General features: G+C 70.3%; 18 protein-coding genes. 8 read left to right on the top strand and 10 right to left on the bottom strand.

The genetic code is table 11. The annotated features are described in order from the left end of the window. Positions 1–61 precede the first annotated feature (61 nt). Together ABN611_RS02235 and ABN611_RS02230 are read right to left on the bottom strand one after the other, a co-directional pair. The gene (locus ABN611_RS02235; protein ID WP_350278055.1) at positions 62–604 is read right to left on the bottom strand and encodes a BON domain-containing protein; all 543 of its coding nucleotides are present in this window, start codon (positions 602–604) and stop codon (positions 62–64) included. Between the two features lie 71 nt (positions 605–675). Continuing rightward, a complete protein-coding gene (locus ABN611_RS02230; protein ID WP_350278054.1) occupies positions 676–1,650 on the bottom strand; it encodes an aldo/keto reductase in 975 nt (324 codons plus the stop codon). 158 nt (positions 1,651–1,808) lie between these two features. On the opposite strand from ABN611_RS02230, the gene ABN611_RS02225 reads away from it, so the two are divergent. Genes ABN611_RS02225 through ABN611_RS02215 form a run of 3 tightly spaced genes read left to right on the top strand, consistent with a single transcriptional unit; the run spans position 1,809 to position 5,577 of the window. Then, positions 1,809–3,395: a discoidin domain-containing protein gene (locus ABN611_RS02225; protein ID WP_350278053.1), complete on the top strand. Its 1,587-nt coding sequence runs from the start codon at positions 1,809–1,811 to the stop codon at positions 3,393–3,395. Continuing rightward, entirely contained in the window at positions 3,395–4,600 is a 1,206-nt protein-coding gene (locus tag ABN611_RS02220; protein ID WP_350278052.1) for an MFS transporter, read from the top strand. The genes ABN611_RS02225 and ABN611_RS02220 overlap by 1 nt, the downstream gene beginning before the upstream one ends. Then, entirely contained in the window at positions 4,597–5,577 is a 981-nt protein-coding gene (locus ABN611_RS02215; RefSeq protein WP_350278051.1) for a hypothetical protein, read from the top strand. Before ABN611_RS02220 ends, ABN611_RS02215 begins: the two co-directional genes overlap by 4 nt. On the opposite strand, the gene ABN611_RS02210 is transcribed toward ABN611_RS02215, so the two are convergent. Then, the gene (locus ABN611_RS02210; protein ID WP_350278050.1) at positions 5,570–6,079 is read right to left on the bottom strand and encodes an SRPBCC family protein; all 510 of its coding nucleotides are present in this window, start codon (positions 6,077–6,079) and stop codon (positions 5,570–5,572) included. The genes ABN611_RS02215 and ABN611_RS02210 overlap by 8 nt on opposite strands. Next, complete coding sequence (locus tag ABN611_RS02205) at positions 6,076–6,642, bottom strand: TetR/AcrR family transcriptional regulator (protein WP_350278049.1); 567 nt, start codon at positions 6,640–6,642, stop codon at positions 6,076–6,078. The genes ABN611_RS02210 and ABN611_RS02205 overlap by 4 nt, the downstream gene beginning before the upstream one ends. Before the next feature lie 116 nt (positions 6,643–6,758). Between ABN611_RS02205 and ABN611_RS02200 the strand changes: the two genes are divergently transcribed. The 4 genes from ABN611_RS02200 to ABN611_RS02185 are packed head-to-tail and all read left to right on the top strand — an operon-like array spanning position 6,759 to position 10,311. Continuing rightward, positions 6,759–7,964, top strand: coding sequence for an MFS transporter (locus ABN611_RS02200; protein WP_350278048.1), 1,206 nt, complete (start codon positions 6,759–6,761; stop codon positions 7,962–7,964). Continuing rightward, positions 7,921–8,595, top strand: coding sequence for a class I SAM-dependent methyltransferase (locus ABN611_RS02195; RefSeq protein ID WP_350278047.1), 675 nt, complete (start codon positions 7,921–7,923; stop codon positions 8,593–8,595). Before ABN611_RS02200 ends, ABN611_RS02195 begins: the two co-directional genes overlap by 44 nt. A gap of 19 nt (positions 8,596–8,614) precedes the next feature. Further along, positions 8,615–9,091 (top strand): MarR family transcriptional regulator, encoded by a 477-nt coding sequence (locus tag ABN611_RS02190; RefSeq protein ID WP_350278046.1) that lies wholly within the window; start codon positions 8,615–8,617, stop codon positions 9,089–9,091. Then, entirely contained in the window at positions 9,088–10,311 is a 1,224-nt protein-coding gene (locus ABN611_RS02185; RefSeq protein ID WP_350278045.1) for an MFS transporter, read from the top strand. The genes ABN611_RS02190 and ABN611_RS02185 overlap by 4 nt, the downstream gene beginning before the upstream one ends. On the opposite strand, the gene ABN611_RS02180 is transcribed toward ABN611_RS02185, so the two are convergent. From ABN611_RS02180 to mscL, 4 genes are read right to left on the bottom strand one after another with little or no spacing between them, the layout of a single operon-like run. Then, positions 10,295–11,266, bottom strand: coding sequence for a formylglycine-generating enzyme family protein (locus ABN611_RS02180; RefSeq protein WP_350278044.1), 972 nt, complete (start codon positions 11,264–11,266; stop codon positions 10,295–10,297). The genes ABN611_RS02185 and ABN611_RS02180 overlap by 17 nt on opposite strands. Before the next feature lie 24 nt (positions 11,267–11,290). Then, positions 11,291–12,160 carry an LLM class flavin-dependent oxidoreductase gene (locus tag ABN611_RS02175; protein ID WP_350281584.1) on the bottom strand — a complete coding sequence of 290 codons (870 nt, stop codon included), beginning with the start codon at positions 12,158–12,160 and terminating at the stop codon, positions 11,291–11,293. 2 nt (positions 12,161–12,162) lie between these two features. Beyond that, complete coding sequence (locus tag ABN611_RS02170; protein ID WP_350278043.1) at positions 12,163–12,603, bottom strand: GNAT family N-acetyltransferase; 441 nt, start codon at positions 12,601–12,603, stop codon at positions 12,163–12,165. 32 nt (positions 12,604–12,635) lie between these two features. Continuing rightward, the gene (gene mscL / locus ABN611_RS02165; RefSeq protein WP_350278042.1) at positions 12,636–13,097 is read right to left on the bottom strand and encodes a large conductance mechanosensitive channel protein MscL; all 462 of its coding nucleotides are present in this window, start codon (positions 13,095–13,097) and stop codon (positions 12,636–12,638) included. 78 nt (positions 13,098–13,175) lie between these two features. Between mscL and ABN611_RS02160 the strand changes: the two genes are divergently transcribed. Next, the gene (locus ABN611_RS02160) at positions 13,176–13,814 is read left to right on the top strand and encodes a hypothetical protein (protein WP_350278041.1); all 639 of its coding nucleotides are present in this window, start codon (positions 13,176–13,178) and stop codon (positions 13,812–13,814) included. Here ABN611_RS02160 and ABN611_RS02155 read toward each other — a convergent pair whose 3' ends face one another. After that, positions 13,815–14,525, bottom strand: coding sequence for a 2OG-Fe(II) oxygenase (locus tag ABN611_RS02155; RefSeq protein ID WP_350278040.1), 711 nt, complete (start codon positions 14,523–14,525; stop codon positions 13,815–13,817). A 42-nt stretch (positions 14,526–14,567) separates the two neighbouring features. Continuing rightward, positions 14,568–15,392, bottom strand: coding sequence for a Gfo/Idh/MocA family oxidoreductase (locus ABN611_RS02150; protein WP_350278039.1), 825 nt, complete (start codon positions 15,390–15,392; stop codon positions 14,568–14,570). Between the last annotated feature and the right edge of the window lies 1 nt (position 15,393).

The following is a 15,393-nucleotide window of genomic DNA, read 5'->3' as shown; positions in this document are numbered from 1 at the left end:
GCCGGGTCTCGGGTCGGCGTGACCGCTGTCCGGGCACCACTACCCGTCCTTAGGTACGCCCCTAACCCTTGGACCGCGAAGTGCCCTGCAACGTCGGCACGTCTCCGGGCTCGTCGTGCACCGTCCACTGCGGGTGGACGCCCTTGACGCCCGGGATCCGCTTCACGGCGCGTCGGGTCGCGTGCTCCTCGGCGGCCAGCACGTCGCCGGTCAGCGTCACGACTCCCGCGTCGACGCGTACCTGCAGTGCGTGCGGATGGCTCACGTGCCGTCCGAGCTCCGCGCGCACCCGGTCGTGCAGTACGGCGTCGTCGGCCGAGCGGCCCGTGACGCGGTACCGCATGCCCATGGCCACGCCGCGGCTGCGGTTCGCCATGTCGTGGGACATCCCGTTCAGGCTGTCGGTCATCCGGTGGGTGGTGTGCGCGGACCGGTCCCGCATCCGGGCCCGGCGCGCGCGGCCGCGATCGGGGTCCATCAGGTACTCGACGAGCATGCCGAGGCCGATCCCGGCCGCCGCCAGGCCGGCGCCGGCGAGCAGCGATCGGCCGGTTTTCCGCATTCTGACGCCGTGGTTCCGGCCACGGTCGATGGTCACTCGCATCAGCCGTCATCCTCTCGAGGCTCGCTTACACCTCGCAGTACCCATCCGGCTGCGCGGGATTCACCACAGCTTCACTGCAGAAGCTTTGCGATCTCCGCAAGCTGCTCGTCGGTCAGCGGGCCGAACTCCATCGCGCGCGCGTTCTCCTCGGCCTGCGCGACGGTGCGGAAGCCGGGGATCGGCACGGTCCGCGGGCTCCGGGCCCACAGCCACGCGAGCGCGCCCTGCGCCAGCGTCCGGCCGTCGCTCCGCAGCACGTCGCGGATCGCGGCGACCTTCTCCCACCATTCCGGGGCCGGGACGCCGCCTTCGGCGAAGTACCGCAGCCACGCCGGCGGGAGAGTGCGGATGTCGGCGCCGGTCGCCGGTGTGTTCGCGTCGCGCCGGCCGAGGATCCCCATCCCCAGCGGGGTGCGGTTGATGCTGGCAAGGTTCTCGCGCTCGCACAGCGCGAAGAACTCCGGCGCGTCGTGCAGCACGCTCGCCTCGTGCTGGATCGCCGCGCAGTGCTCGCCCTGCGCGAAAAGCTCGGCGCTGTGCAGCGTGTCCGTGCTCCAGGCGTAGCCGCGGATCAGCCCTTCGCGGACCAGCTCCTCGCAGGCCTCGCGGAGCGGCAACGCGATCTCGTCGGTGGTGTCGAAGTGCAGCTGGTAGAGGTCGAGGTAGTCGGTCCCGAGCCGTTCGAGCGAGGCCCGGACGGCCTTGTGGACGTACTCCGGGGTGGTGTCCTGGTGGTGCATGACCCGGGTCGCCTCGTCGAACGTGTTGCCCCACTTGGTCGCGATCACGACCTGGTCGCGGATTCCGTCGAGGGCCTTCCCGAGCACCCGTTCGCTGTGCCCGGCGCCGTACACGTCGGCGGTGTCGAAGAACGTGACGCCGAGCTCGACCGCCCGCCGGATCGCCCGCACCGACTCCTCGTCGTCGACCACGCCCCAGCCCAGCGGCTCACCGGCCGGGTTGCTGAAGGGCCCGCCGATCGCCCAGCAGCCGAACCCGACCGGGCTCAGCTCGATTCCGCTACGTCCCAAGGTGCGCATGTCCATGACAGCGAGCCAATCACCCGCGGAAGCCGCCCGTCCAATGCATCTTTTGAGCATAGTTCATGCAGGCGACGTATATGACGAAACTGGGCTCTTTACCTACCACCCACTGTTAGGTAACCTTCCTAACAATTCAAGCTCCGCGCCCCCGGAGGTATCTCATGAGATTGCGCCTGCTCGCGCTGGTGCTCCCCGTCGGACTGCTCGCCGCGTTGGGCGGCTCCGCCGCCGGTGCCCAGCCGTACGCCGACACCCTGCTCTCGCAGGGCAGACCGGTCGTTGCCTCGAGCATCGAGGACGACACCCTGACCGCGGCCAAGGCGGTCGACGGCAACACCTCGACCCGCTGGGCCAGCGCCGAGGGGTCCGACCCGCAGTGGATCCGCGTCGACCTCGGCCAGCCGGCCGCCGTCAGCCGCGTCACCCTGAACTGGGAGGTGGCGTACGCGAAGGCCTACCGGATCGAGGTCTCCGACGACGGCACCAACTTCAGCACCGTCAAGGAGGTGACCAGCGGCAACGGTGCGACCGACGACCACACCGGCCTGTCGGCCCACGGCCGGTACGTCCGGCTCGTCGGCACCCAGCGCGGCACGCCGTACGGCTACTCGCTGTGGGAACTCAAGGTCTACGGCACCACCGACTCGACCGGCGACACCCAGGCGCCGACGGTCCCGACCGGCCTGAAGAGCACCGGCGTGACGGCCACGTCCGTCGCACTCGGCTGGACCGCGTCGACCGACAACGTCGGCGTCAGCGGGTACGACGTACTCCGCAACGGCACGGTGGTCGCGACCACGCCCGGAACGCAGTACAACGACACCGGACTGACTGCGAACACGGCGTACCAGTACTCGGTGCGCGCCCGCGACCTGGCCGGCAACGTGTCCGCCGCGACCGCGCCGATCACGGTCACCACCAGCGCCGGCGGGACCGGCAGCTTCGTGGTCGCCGCGGCCGGCGACATCGCGGACCGCTGTACGGCGTCCGACCCGGACTGCGTGCACCCGAAGACCGCGAACCTGGTCGAGGCGATGAACCCGGCCGCGGTCGTCACGATGGGCGACAACCAGTACGACGACGCGCACCTGTCGGACTTCCAGAACTACTACGCGAAGACCTGGGGACGGTTCAAGAACATCACCCACCCGAGCCCCGGGAACCACGAGACGTACGACGACATCCCGTTCAAGGGGTACCACGACTACTTCGGGTCGATCGCGACGCCGCAGGGCAAGAACTACTACAGCTGGAACCTCGGCAACTGGCACTTCATCGCGCTCGACTCGAACGACTTCGTGAAGGAGGAAGGGCTCGCCGAGCCGGCGCAGCTCACCTGGCTGAAGCAGGACCTCGCGAACAACACCAAGGGCTGTATCGCGGCGTACTACCACCACCCGCGGTTCAGCTCCGGCGACCACGGCGACCAGGACGGCGCCGCGCCGTTGTGGGAGACGCTGGTGGCGGCGAAGGCCGACCTGGTGATGAACGGCCACGACCACCACTACGAGCGGTTCGTGCCGCAGAACGCCGACGGCGACCGGGACCCGAACGGCCCGGTGCAGATCATCGGCGGCATGGGTGGCGCGCCGCTCTACCCGGTGCACGCCGCGCATCCGGCGACCGCGAAGATCGTCGAGGACCACGGCGTGCTGAAGCTCTCGATGACCGACACCACGTTCGCCACCCAGCTGATCGGCCTGGACGGAGACGTCCTGGACAGCAGCCCGACGTACACCTGCCACTGATGTACCTCGCATCCGTCGGCCCGCTGCGGACCGCGCCGCTGCGCCGGGTCCCGGGGAATGTGGTTGCCCTCGGCATCGTCAGTCTGGTGACCGACGTGTCGGCCGAGATGGTGACCGCGATCCTGCCGCTGTACCTGGTCTTCGGGCTCGGGCTGAACCCGCTGCAGTTCGGGCTGCTCGACGGCCTGTACGCCGGGGCCACCGCGGTACTGCGGCTGGCCGGCGGACACGTGGCCGACCGCTGGCGGCGGTTGAAGACCGTCGCCGGCGTCGGCTACGCGCTGTCCGCGATCGCGAAGCTCGGCTTCCTGGCCGCCGGGGCGTCGGTGCCGGCGATCGGCGTGGTGCTCGCGGTCGACCGCGCCGGCAAGGGCATCCGGACGGCGCCGCGGGACGCGCTGATCTCGCTGAGCAGCGAACCGTCGACGATGGGCCGGTCGTTCGGCGTGCACCGGGCGCTCGACACGATCGGCGCGTTCCTGGGCCCGCTGGTCGCCACGGCCGTGTTGTGGGCGAGCCTCAACGACTACAACTCGGTCTTCGTCACCAGCTTCGCGCTGGCGACCTGCGGCGTGATCATCCTGACCGCGTTCGTCCGCGACCGGGCTCCGGAGCCGGCGCCTGTCCGGGAGCGCCTACCGGTCCTGCGGTTGCTGAAGGAGCCGAACTTCCGCCGCTGCTGTGTGTGGGCCGCGGCGCTCGGTCTCTTCACGATCACCGACTCGTTCGTCTACCTCGCCGTCCAACGTCGCTGGGAGATCGGCACCAGCCTGTTCCCCCTGCTCCCGTTGGGGACCGCGGGCACCTTCCTCCTACTCGCGATTCCGCTCGGCCGGCTCGGCGACCGGATCGGCCGGTGGAAGGTCTTCCTCGGCGGCCATCTCGCGCTCGTGCTGGCCTTGCTGATCGTCTGCGGCCCTGTCGGCAGCTGGTGGCTGGTCCTCGCGTTGCACGGGGTCTTCTACGCCGCGACCGACGGCGTCCTGCCCGCGGCCGTCGGCCCGCTGCTGCCCGAGCACCTCCGCGCCAGCGGTCTCGCCGTACTGCAAACCGGGCAGGCGCTCGCCCGGATGGCCGCGGCCGTCACCGTCGGCCTGCTCTGGACGCTGTGGGACCTGCGGCCGGCGATCCTCGCGATCACCGTCGCGCTGACCGCGGTGACGGTCGCCGCCGCCGTCTTCAAACCCTTGGAGGTCCGTCGATGAGACACCGGCTGCTGGTCGCCGCGATCGGGGTGCTCGCGCTCCTCGGCGGAGCCGTCACGTACGTCGTCCAGGCGCGCGACGGCGGCGCCGCCGAGAACGCCGTACCGGTTGTCACGGGGCAACCGATGGGGCTGGACGGCCGCACGCTGTTCTTCCGCAACCTCGCGGACGGGCCCGACTCCGGGAAGCTGGCCGCCGTATCTGTCGGCTCCCCGGCCGCTGCGCGGCGGGTGGGGGAGTTGCGGTGCGACCGGTTCGCGGCGGCGCGCCGTACGGCGGTCTGCCTGCGGTTGAAGCCCGGATCGTTGCCGCCGTTGACCGAGCTGATCGTGCTGGACGTGAACCTGCGGGAACGGCACCGGACGACCCTGCCCGGGACGCCGAGCCGGGCGCGGGTGTCGCCGGACGGACGGATCGTGAACTGGACGCTGTTCGTCAGCGGCGACTCGTACGCCGCCAGTGGGTTCTCGACGCGCACCGGTTTGTACGAGGTGGACACCGGGAAGCTGCTGAAGTCGGTCGAGGAGCTGGCGGTGTTCGTCGGCGGGAAGCGGTACTTCGCCGCGGACGTGAACTACTGGGGGATCACGTTCGGTGCCGACAGCAACAAGTTCTACATGACGATGGCGAGCAAGGGGAAGACGTACCTGATCGAGGCCGACTACCGCGCGTACCGCGGTACTGCGATCGCGGAGAACGTCGAGTGCCCGTCGCTGTCACCCGACGGCCGGCGGATCGCGTACAAACAGAAGGTGAGCAACGGCGTCTGGCGCCTGGCCGTCCTCGACCTCGCGACCCGCCGTGTCACCCATCCACCCGAGTCCCGCCTCCTCGACGACCAACCCGTCTGGAAGGACAACTCCACCCTCCTCTACCCCCTCCGCAACGCCGCCAACTCCCTCGACATCTGGTCCGTCGGTCTCACCACCCCACCCGATCTCCTGATCCCCGACGCCACCAGCCCGTCCCTCAGTTAGCTTCGGCGCGGGTGGCCAGGGCTCGGTTCATGGCCTCGAACTGGGGCTTGATGGTGTCGGTGAGCATCGAGCGGGTGAAGGGGACCGCGGCGCCGGTGAACTTCTCCTCGTGGACCAGGCGGGTGCGGCCGTCGGGGAGAGCGGTCAGGACGAAGGAGTGTTCGCCGTCGAAGACCGCGCCGGGCGGGATCTTGCCGATCCAGCGGAGTTCCTGGTCCGGGGTGACCACCAGCAGCTTCGGGATGAACTCCGTTTCGCTGCCCTTGGTGTCGCGCAGCACGTTGGTGATGGTGGCGCCGGCCGTCAGTTCGCCGGTCGACGAGATGATGAACGGGTTCCACTCCGGGTAGGCCTCGCGGTCGGTGAGGACCTTCCAGACCTGCTCGGGGGAGGCGTCGATCTCGATCTCGGTGTGCAGGACGAACGGCCGCGCGATCGTGTAGACCGTCCAGCCGGCGACCAGGACGAGAACGGCGCCGAGGGCAACGAGGAACTTCTTCATGACTGCTCCGGTCCGAGGGCGCTGAGCACCAGGGCCCCCACGTAGGCGGGATCGATCGGCTCGCCCGTGACGAGGAGCCGGTAGTACAACGGGCCGACGAGTTGGTCCACGACGACCCGTGGATCGGCGTGCCCGGGCAGCAGCCCGTCGGTCTGGGCTTGCCGCACGACCGCGGTGACGGCCGCGTGCCGCTCGGCCCACAGCGCGCGGACGCTGTCGCCGACGCGCGGCTCGCGGGCCGCCGCGGCGGTGAGATCGGCGACGAGCGTGGTGGGGATCGACCGCAGCGTGGCGGCGATCGCGGTCACGAGCTCGGTGAGGTCGCGCCGCGGATCGCCGCTCGGCTCGAACGGTACGGCGCCCCGGAGCCCCGCGACCAGCGCGATCACCAGCTCCGCCTTGCTCGGCCAGCGCCGGTAGATCGTGGTCTTCGCGACCCCGGCCCGCTCGGCGACCCGGTCCACCGACATCGCGTCGTACCCCCGGGCCCGCATCTCGGCCATCGCGGCCTCCAGCACCCGCGCCTCGACGCCGGCGTCGCGCGGCCGTCCTCGTCCCGCCATCACCCATCCTTTTCGCTACTGCAGTGTCGAAAACAAGGTAGCACATTTCCGCAACCGCAGTAGCGAAAAAGAATCACTGCCATGGATTGTCAGCGTTCGCTGGCATCGTCGAGCACGTGACTTCGCGACCACGCCTGCTGCTGCCGGCTGCCTTCATCACGTCCCTCGGCAACAACATCCAGCTCCTCGGCGCCGCGCTGCTGCTGGTCCGGGCGGAGGGCTCGATGCTCGACGTCGGCTGGCTCTTCATCGCCGTCGCCGTCCCGCAGGCAGTGCTCTCGCCGTACTTCGGCCGTCTCGCCGACCGCTTCGACCGGCGCCGCCTGTGGGTCGCGTGCGACGTCTTCAGCGCCGTCGCCGCACTCGCGCTCCCGATCGGCCTGGCGCTCGGGGTGTCCCAGCAACCGCTCGTCTACGCGACCAACTTCGCGCTCGCGGTGATCGCCGCCCAGTTCACCCCGGCCAGCGCCGCGCTCGTCCGCGAACGGGTCCCCACTGCACAACTGCGGCGCTTCAACGCCCACTACGAGATCGCGCTGCAGTCCGGCATGCTCCTGTCCGCGGCCCTCGGCGGCGTCGCGCTGCAGTACTTCGGCCCGCAGGCGCTCTTCACCTTCAATGCCGTCACGTTCGTGCTGTCGGCGGTCCTGGTGTTCCTGATCGGTCGCGGCCGCGTGAGCGAAGTACCGGAGACAACCCATCGTGAGCCGGTCCTGGTGCAGGGGCTTCCGCTGGTCCCGCTCGCGGTGCTGTTCGGGCAGGGGCTGGTCGTGGTGACGGTGTTCAACGCGCTGCTGCCTGTCCTGCTCGTCGGGGAATGGCAGCGCGGGCCGGCGGTCCTCGGTCTGGTCGACGCGGTCGGCGGGCTCGGGTTCTTGCTGGCTGCCGCCGCCTACCGGCGGTCCGCAACGCGGTTCGGCGACCTGCGCCTGGCCGTCGGTGGATTCTTGCTCTGCAGTGCGTTGTTCGCGCTCCAGCCGCTGTTCGGCGTACCGGCTCTGATGGGTCTCGTCCTGCTGGGCGCCTTCCTGTTCGGGCAGTCGCGGATCGCCACGCGCTCGCTGCTGATGACCTCGGTGGACGAGTCGCGGGTCGGCCGCGCGTTCGGGATCGCGAACGCGTACGGTCTCGCCGCGACCGTCGTCGTCATGCTGATCGCCGCGGCCGTCACCGACCGCTCCGACACCCGCTACGGCTTCGCCACCGTCGCCGCGATCAGCCTCGTCTCGGCCACCCTCGCCGCCACAACCATCTCCCGCCGCGCCGCGTCCAACCGGCATGCAGCGCGACCAGTCGTTCGATCATCTGGCGGAGCGGTATGACCGGCTCGGCGAACTGACCCCCGACGCCGTCGCCGACTGGCTCCCGACCGTCCTCCCGGACCGCCGGCGCCGAGCGCTCGACCTGGGCTGCGGCGCCGGCCGGCACGCCGTCGTACTCGCGGAGTACTTCGAGCACGTCGACGCCGTCGACCTCTCGGCCCCGATGATCGACCTCGCCCGGCGCAAGCGTCCGCGCCCGAACGTCAGCTATCGCGCGGCCGGCATCCTCGAAACGAGCGGCCAGTACGACTTCGTCACCAGTTCCGCGACCTTGCACCACGTCCCGGACCTCCCCGCCGTACTCCGGCACATCCGCTCCCTGGTCGCCGTCGGCGGCCGGGCGGCCCTCGCCGACACCGTCTCGCCGCGCCCCGCGAACCCGCGCTGGTGGCTGTACGGCGGCGAGGTCCGCAAGCTCGCCCGCAACCTGGCCCGCCGCAATCCGCACGCCTGGGAGATCTTCCGGCTGGCGACCGGCGACTGGCTCGACCACCGGGTCAGCGACCGGTACCTGAGCCGGCCGGGTTTCGAGCAGGCGTACGGCGCGGTGTTCCCGCGTGGCCGCTTCGAGCGCGTCGGCAGCCAGCACGCCGTCGTCTGGCAGCGGCCGGATGTGACAGTGCTTATATAAGTGCTGTTATGATGCGGCTATGGACGATCCCAGCGAACAGAGTCTGTGGCGGCCGCTGCACGACCTGTTGGCCCGGATGGACGCCGAGATCGGGCAGGTCTACACCGACCGGCAGATCACCGGGCTCAAGCCGACGTACGTGCGCGAGCTGCTGCAGCTGCACTTCAAGGGCCCGATGACGATCACCGAGCTGGCGGACGCGATCGGCCGGACGCATTCCGCGCTCAGCCAGAAGGTGTCGGCGATGCGGGCCGCCGGGCTGGTCCGGACGGTGCCGGGCGCGGACGCGCGGAGCAAGCAGGTCACGCTCACGGCCAAGTCCAAGAAGCTCGTGGACCTGCTGGCCGCCGAGTGGCGCGCGACCGAGGCCGCGATCGCGGAACTCGAGGCCGAGCTGCCGTACCCGATGAGCCAGGTCGTCCAGGACGTCGAGCAGGCCCTGGCCAGGAAGAGCTTCCACGACCGCATCTCGGAGAAGCTCGGGAACCAGCAGTGAAGCGGGCGTTCATCGACCTGGGTCCGCTGCGCGTGCTGACCTACCGGCGGTTGTGGATCGGGCAGGTGCTGTCGGGGTTCGGCGGCCAGTTGACCTTCGTCGCGGTGATGTTCCAGGTCTGGGACCAGACGTCGAGTCCGGCGTGGACCGGCGCGGTCGGGCTGGCCCAGGCTCTGCCGCTGATCGTGCTCGGCCTGTTCGCGGGCACCCTCGTCGACCGCCTCGAGCGGCGCAAGATCTACCTGGTCACCACCCTCGGGCAGTTGCTCGTGGCAAGCGTGATGGCGAGTCAACTGGTGATCGGCCGCGTTCCCGTGGGTGTGCTGCTGGCGCTGGTCGCCGTCCAGGCCTCCCTCGGTGCGACCGCCGGACCTGTCGCGCGAACCGTCCTGCCGAAGCTGTTGTCGCGTGACCAGTTGGCCGCCGGGCTCGCGCTCAACCGGATCGGTTTCCAGGGCGCGATGCTGCTCGGCCCGGCGCTCGGCGGCGTGATCATCGGCGCCTGGGGCGTCGGCGTCTGCTATCTGGTCGACGCGCTGACCTTCCTGGCCGCGTTGTACGGCGTCCTCGGCCTGCCCCGGATGCAGCTCGAGTCGACCGCGAAGCCGGGGCTGCGCGGGGTGTGGGACGGACTGACGTTCGTCGTGGCCACGCCGGTGATCCGCGGCGCGCTGATCACGGACCTGGCCGCGACCGTGCTGTCGATGCCGATCAGCCTGTTCCCGGTGCTCAACGCGGAGCGGTTCGGCAACAATCCGCGGACGCTCGGGTTGTTCCTCACCGCGATCGCGGTCGGCGGCGTGGTCGCGTCGCTGTTCTCCGGCACGTTCACGCGGCTGCCGCGGCACGGGCTGGTGATGTTGTGCGGTTCGGCCGTCTGGGGGATCGCCCTGCTGCTGTTCGCGTTCGCGCCCTCGGCCTGGTTGGCGTTGCTGTGGCTCGCGGTCGCCGGCGCCGCGGACACCGTCGCCGTCGTGTCCCGCAGTACGATCGTCCAGCTGCACACGCCGTCCGATCTGCTCGGCCGGGTCAGCGCGGCGGAGCAGATCGTCGGTCAGGCCGGGCCGGACCTCGGCAACCTGCGCGGCGGTGTGGTCGCGCAACTCACCTCGCCCGTGGCCTCACTCGCCTCCGGTGCCCTGCTGTGCGTCGCGGCGGTGGCCGCGGTCGCCGCCAGTACGCCGGGACTGCGGCGCTCGGCCGTCACTCAGGACGCGTGAGGCCGACCGTACGGAAGCCGGCGTTGCCCATCGAGGACTCCGGCGTGTTCGACGAGCGGGCGGCGTTGCGGTAGCGGTTGCAGTACGAGTCGTGGCAGAGGTACGAGCCGCCGCGGATCACCCGGGCCGCGCCGAGTGACGGGCCGGGCGGGTTCTGCGCGGGCGAGAACTTGTAGTACCGCGGACCGAACCAGTCCTCGCACCACTCCCAGACGTTCCCGACCATCTGCCACAACCCGTACCCGTTGCGCTCGAAGGTCCGCACCGGCGCGGTGGTGAGGAAGCCGTCCTCCTCGGTGTTCGCCCGCGGGAACTCGCCCTGCCAGATGTTGCACCGCCACTCGCCGTCGTCACCGAGTAGCTCGTCGCCCCACGGGTACCGCTTGCCCTCGAGACCGCCGCGGGCGGCGTACTCCCACTCGGCCTCGGTCGGCAGCCGTCGCCCTGCCCACCGGCAGTACGCGACAGCGTCGTTCCAGCTCACGTGCACGACCGGGTGGTCGTCGAGGCCGTCCAGGTCGGAGCGTGAGCCGCCCGGGTGCCGCCAGTCGGCGCCGCGCACGCCGGCCCACCAAGGGGTGCCGGACGCCGGGCCCATCACCTCGTCCGGCTCGGCGGCGAGCGCGAGATGGAACACCGCGGAGTACCCGAAGATCTCGGCCTCGGTGCGGTAGCCGGTCGCGTCGGCGAACCGCGCGAAGTCCGCGTTCGTCACGCTGGTCGCGTCGATGCTGTACGGCGCGACCTCGACCTCGTGGACCGGAGTCTCGCCGTCGCCGGCGTTCTCGTCACCGTTGTCGTTACCCATCGCGAACATGCCACCACGGAGCACGACCTGCTCGATCCCGTGTTCCCCACGCCCGGCCGGCACCGGGGCCTGTGCCGGTGACTGTGCCGATGACGGTACCGGCGAGGTCCGCGCGGGCGCACAGCAGGACGGATGGTCGTCGCTCATGCGCGCCAGCTTAGTTTTCCGGGCCTATCCGAGAGTTGGCGGCCCTTGTTCGATGCGGCGCAGGACCGGTTCGAGGCGGTAGAAGTCGGAGCCGCCGAGCAGCTGCCGCTCGTCCCACCAGGTCGCGCCGGCCTCGGCGAGCGGCTCGATCAGGGCGCGGGCGGCGGCCGGGTCCGCGGGGCTGATCCCGCCGACGATCACGTCGTACGGCGTACTCCGGTCCGTGCGCTGCTGCTCCAGGAAACCGACCAGGTCCCGCAACTCCTCGACCGGCGGGGCCTCGCCGTGGTTCGCGGTCAGGAACAGCGGCACCGCGCCGTCCCAGCGCGCGGCGCGGCGCATCGGGGCCTTGCGCGGCCAGTACCCGGCGATCCAGACCGGCGGCCGCGGCCGCTGAACCGTTGCCGGCAGCAACTCCACGGCGGTGGCCGTGTAGTGCTTCCCGGCGTGGTCGACGCGCTCGCCGGACCAGTACGCCGCCAGCAGGTCGAGGCCCTCGTCGAGGCGCTCGGCCAGCACCTTCGGGTCGGTCGTGTCGCCGAAGCTGCCGAACTCGTCGTCGATCGGCCCGCCGAGCCCGGCGCCGAAGATCACCCGGCCGCCGCTCAGTCCGTCCAGCGTCGCGACCTGCCGCGCGAGCTGCTCCGGCCGCCGCCGCGCGACGGGGGTCACCAGCGGGCCGAGCTTGATCCGCGACGTGGCCAGCGCGGCCGCCGTCATCAGCATCCACGGGTCACCGAACGGCTGCCCGCGCCGCTGCTCCTTGCTGTGCACGACGTGGTCCCAGAGGAACAGCCCGTCCCAGCCGGCCTCCTCGGCCGCGGTCGCGACCCGCGCGACCGTGCGCGCGTCGGCGAAGTCCCCGAAGTTCGGAATGTTGACCGAGAAGCGCATCGTCACGCCTCCAGCCGTAGTTCGACGAACGGAATCGTGTCGCCGGGCAGCAGGTACGTCTCGACCTCGACGAAGCCGTGCGCCTTCGCGAACCGCAGCCCGTCCTCGTTGCTCTTCAGGATGTGCGTCTCGATGCCGTCGCCGAGTTCCTGTCCGCGGGCCAGGCAGTGCTGGTAGATCGCCTCGCCGAAACCACGACGCCGGTACGGCGGGAGCACCCTGGCGATCACCACCGCGGCCGAGGTCTCCGCCGACGGCGGCCGGACCGTGGAGCAGCCGACCAGGACGTCACCGTCGTACGCCACCTCGAGGACGTTCCGCGTCAGGCGCTCGCGGATCTCCGCGACCGACAGCGGCGCCGTCGGGATGATCTCGTTGTGCACCTGCTGCCAGTGCAGCAGCGTCGTGTCGTCGGTGACCTCGACGATCCGGAGTTCGCTCACCCCGCCAGCCAACAACTCGCGGGGCGCGCCGGTCAAACCGATTCCGGGCGCGGGTTGCGCTTGGCGAGCAGGGCGGCGTCCTCTTCCTCCACCTGGGCCGGGTCGATGTCCGCCGTGCACCACTTGCACTTGATCGCGTCGACGGAGACGAACTCCTTGCAGTACGGGCACTCCGCCTGGCCCTGCGCGCGGAAGTTGCCGAGGCCGGCCTTCTTCAGCAGCTTCACCAGGCCGAACAGGACGACGCCGAGCAGCAGGAACGAGAGCATGTCGGTGAGGAACGAGCCGTACTTGATCTCCGCGCCGTTCAGGTTCAAAATCAGCCCGCTGAAGTCGGGTTCCCCGAAGATCGCGGCCACCAGCTGCATCAGCACGTTCCCGGCCAGGCTCTCCACCACCGCGGCGAACGCGGCGCCGATAATGAAGCCGAGCGCCAGGTCCAGCATGTTGCCGCCGAGCGCGAACGCCTTGAACTCCAGCCACAGATTCTTCATGAACTTCTCGCCGTGTCGACTGTGCGAGGACATGGTGCACCCGCGCAGCCGGGCCTAGGGAGTAGTAGCGTCCGTGTCGTGCGAATTCTCTTCGTCGGGAACAGCTTCACCTCGCGGAACAACCTGCCCGGTCTGCTCAAGGGCCTGGCCGGCGCGCGCGGTATCGACCTCGAACACAAGCTGATCTCTGCCGGTGGTGCCTCGCTGCGCCAGCACCTGAACGCCGGCAAGGCCCTCGACGCGCTGGCGAGCGGCGGCTTCGACACCGTCGTACTGCAGGAGCAGAGCACGTTGCCGATCAAGAGCCCGGACCGCTTCCGCGACAGCGCGCGCGACTTCGGCAAGGCGATCGCCGCGGCCGGTGCGCGTACGGCGTTCTACGAGACGTGGGCGCGGCGGAACGCGCCCGAGACCCAGCGGGCCCTCACCGAGGCGTACGGCGGAGCCGCTGCCGAGCTCGGCGCCACGCTCGTACCGGTGGGGACGGTGTGGGAACGGTTCCTCGCGCAGTACGACGAACCGGTGCTGCACGACGCGGACAACAGCCACCCGGCGCTCGCGGGCAGTTATCTCGCGGCATGCGTGTTCCTGATCGCGTTGCTGAACGAGGACCCGGTCGGGATCGACGTACCGGTGAAGGGACTCACGACCGACATGGCGGCCCTTCTCCAGCAGGCCGCGTGGGACATCTGCTCGGCGCTTGCAGCCGGGGAGTAGTCACTTCGCGTCGTGGAAGACGAGCCCGAGCGTATGGCGCTGTCCTGAGCGGATCGCCGACACACCGTGCCGGACGGGCGCCGCCGACCAGCCGCGGGCCGACTGCACCGGGCGATCGCGGGTCGTGAACACCAGACCGTGGCCGTGCGGGATCAGCGTCGACGTACCCCGCGACTGCGCCCGCGGCCGCTGCTCGACCAGCAGGAACTCGCCGCCGGTGTGATCCACCCCCGGCTCGTTCAGGTTGATCACGACCTGCAGCGGGAACACCTTGTCCCCGTACAGATCCCGGTGCAGGGCGTTCCAGTCGCCGGCGCCGTACCGCAGCAGGATCGGCGTCGGCCGCGTCTGCCCCGCCCGATGACAAACCTCCAGCCACTCATCCAGCGTGTCCGGCCATTCGGCCTCCCGACCGAGCTTCGCGTACCAGTCCCGCGCGATCGGCAGCAGCCGCGGATACAACGCGTGCCGCAGCGCGTCCACCGCCTCCGGGAACGGCTGCTGGAAGTACCGGTACTGCCCCTCCCCGAACCGATGCCGCGCCATGTCGACCGTCGCCCGGAACCGCTGCACGTCGTCGTACAACCCAGCGATCCGCCCAGCCTCCGCGGCCGTCACCAACTGCGGCAGCAACGCACACCCGAGCTCATCGACCTCAGCCGCCACCGCATCCCAGTCGGCACCGGCCACTCGTCGCTCGTACTTGTTCATACCTGTGGAACGGCACAGGCATGAAGTGTGTGAGGGCAGGCCTCACACCTGCTCCAGCACCGTGATCGGTGCCAGCATCGTTGCGTCGTCGAGGGGGCGCTCGCCGGTTTCCAGCATCTTCAGGAAGATCTTCAGGCCAGGGAGGACGTACTCCGAATCGAGGCGTACGTCGCTGCTCACGAGGCCCGTGCGGCCGACGAGTTCGGCGTGGAACGGTACGCGACCGGTGTCTGTCGGCTTGACCAGTTGTAGCGTCACCAGGACCCCGGCGCAGGTGTACCGCACGACGACTGTCGAGCCGATCCGTTCCACCGTGACCGGACCCGGTTCGCCCGGTGCCAGGCGCTGGGCCAGGTCGGCGGCGTGGATGCCGTAGAAGAAGATCCCGCTGTACTCGCTGTCCTCGTCGGCCGGGCCCGTGACCGTGACGGTCTGCAGGTCGCCGACGTCGGCCGCGGCCAGTGCGTCGGCGTCCGCGACCCATCGCACCGCGGAGTACGACGTCACCGGTGCGCCGCCGCGCCGCGACGCGTCGAGGATCGCCCGGGCGTCCGCCGTACTCGCCGCCAGCGGCTTGTCGACCCACACCGGGACGCCGGCCTCGAGGAACGGTACGGCGTGCTCGCGATGCAGCGCGCCGTCGCGGTTGGTGGCGATCAGGGCGTCGACGCTGCCGAGCAGTTCCGTCGACGTCGGCACCACCTGGGTGATCCCGCCGGTGGCGGCGAGCTTGCGGTTGCGTTCGTCGTCGGGCCCGACGAGCGCCACGATCCGGGCGGTGTCCGACACCGGGTGGACGTTCAGGTGCTCGACGATGTGGTCGGCGTGGCTGTTCTCGGTGCCGACCAGGGCGACACGCAGCGGCATG

The sequence above is a fragment of the Kribbella sp. HUAS MG21 genome (genome assembly GCF_040254265.1).
Taxonomy (GTDB): Bacteria; Actinomycetota; Actinomycetes; order Propionibacteriales; family Kribbellaceae; genus Kribbella.
Note: the sequence above shows the minus strand (reverse complement) of the source record. Positions and strands in the feature narration are given on the sequence as shown.

Coding starts and splice junctions, on each gene's coding strand:
- ABN611_RS02235 (WP_350278055.1), bottom strand. CDS start 604: ATGCGAGTGACCATCGACCGTGGCCGGAACCACGGCGTCAGAATGCGG.
- ABN611_RS02230 (WP_350278054.1), bottom strand. CDS start 1,650: ATGGACATGCGCACCTTGGGACGTAGCGGAATCGAGCTGAGCCCGGTC.
- ABN611_RS02225 (WP_350278053.1), top strand. CDS start 1,809: ATGAGATTGCGCCTGCTCGCGCTGGTGCTCCCCGTCGGACTGCTCGCC.
- ABN611_RS02220 (WP_350278052.1), top strand. CDS start 3,395: ATGTACCTCGCATCCGTCGGCCCGCTGCGGACCGCGCCGCTGCGCCGG.
- ABN611_RS02215 (WP_350278051.1), top strand. CDS start 4,597: ATGAGACACCGGCTGCTGGTCGCCGCGATCGGGGTGCTCGCGCTCCTC.
- ABN611_RS02210 (WP_350278050.1), bottom strand. CDS start 6,079: ATGAAGAAGTTCCTCGTTGCCCTCGGCGCCGTTCTCGTCCTGGTCGCC.
- ABN611_RS02205 (WP_350278049.1), bottom strand. CDS start 6,642: ATGGCGGGACGAGGACGGCCGCGCGACGCCGGCGTCGAGGCGCGGGTG.
- ABN611_RS02195 (WP_350278047.1), top strand. CDS start 7,921: ATGCAGCGCGACCAGTCGTTCGATCATCTGGCGGAGCGGTATGACCGG.
- ABN611_RS02190 (WP_350278046.1), top strand. CDS start 8,615: ATGGACGATCCCAGCGAACAGAGTCTGTGGCGGCCGCTGCACGACCTG.
- ABN611_RS02180 (WP_350278044.1), bottom strand. CDS start 11,266: ATGAGCGACGACCATCCGTCCTGCTGTGCGCCCGCGCGGACCTCGCCG.
- ABN611_RS02175 (WP_350281584.1), bottom strand. CDS start 12,160: ATGCGCTTCTCGGTCAACATTCCGAACTTCGGGGACTTCGCCGACGCG.
- mscL (WP_350278042.1), bottom strand. CDS start 13,097: ATGAAGAATCTGTGGCTGGAGTTCAAGGCGTTCGCGCTCGGCGGCAAC.
- ABN611_RS02155 (WP_350278040.1), bottom strand. CDS start 14,525: ATGAACAAGTACGAGCGACGAGTGGCCGGTGCCGACTGGGATGCGGTG.
- ABN611_RS02150 (WP_350278039.1), bottom strand. CDS start 15,392: ATGCCGCTGCGTGTCGCCCTGGTCGGCACCGAGAACAGCCACGCCGAC.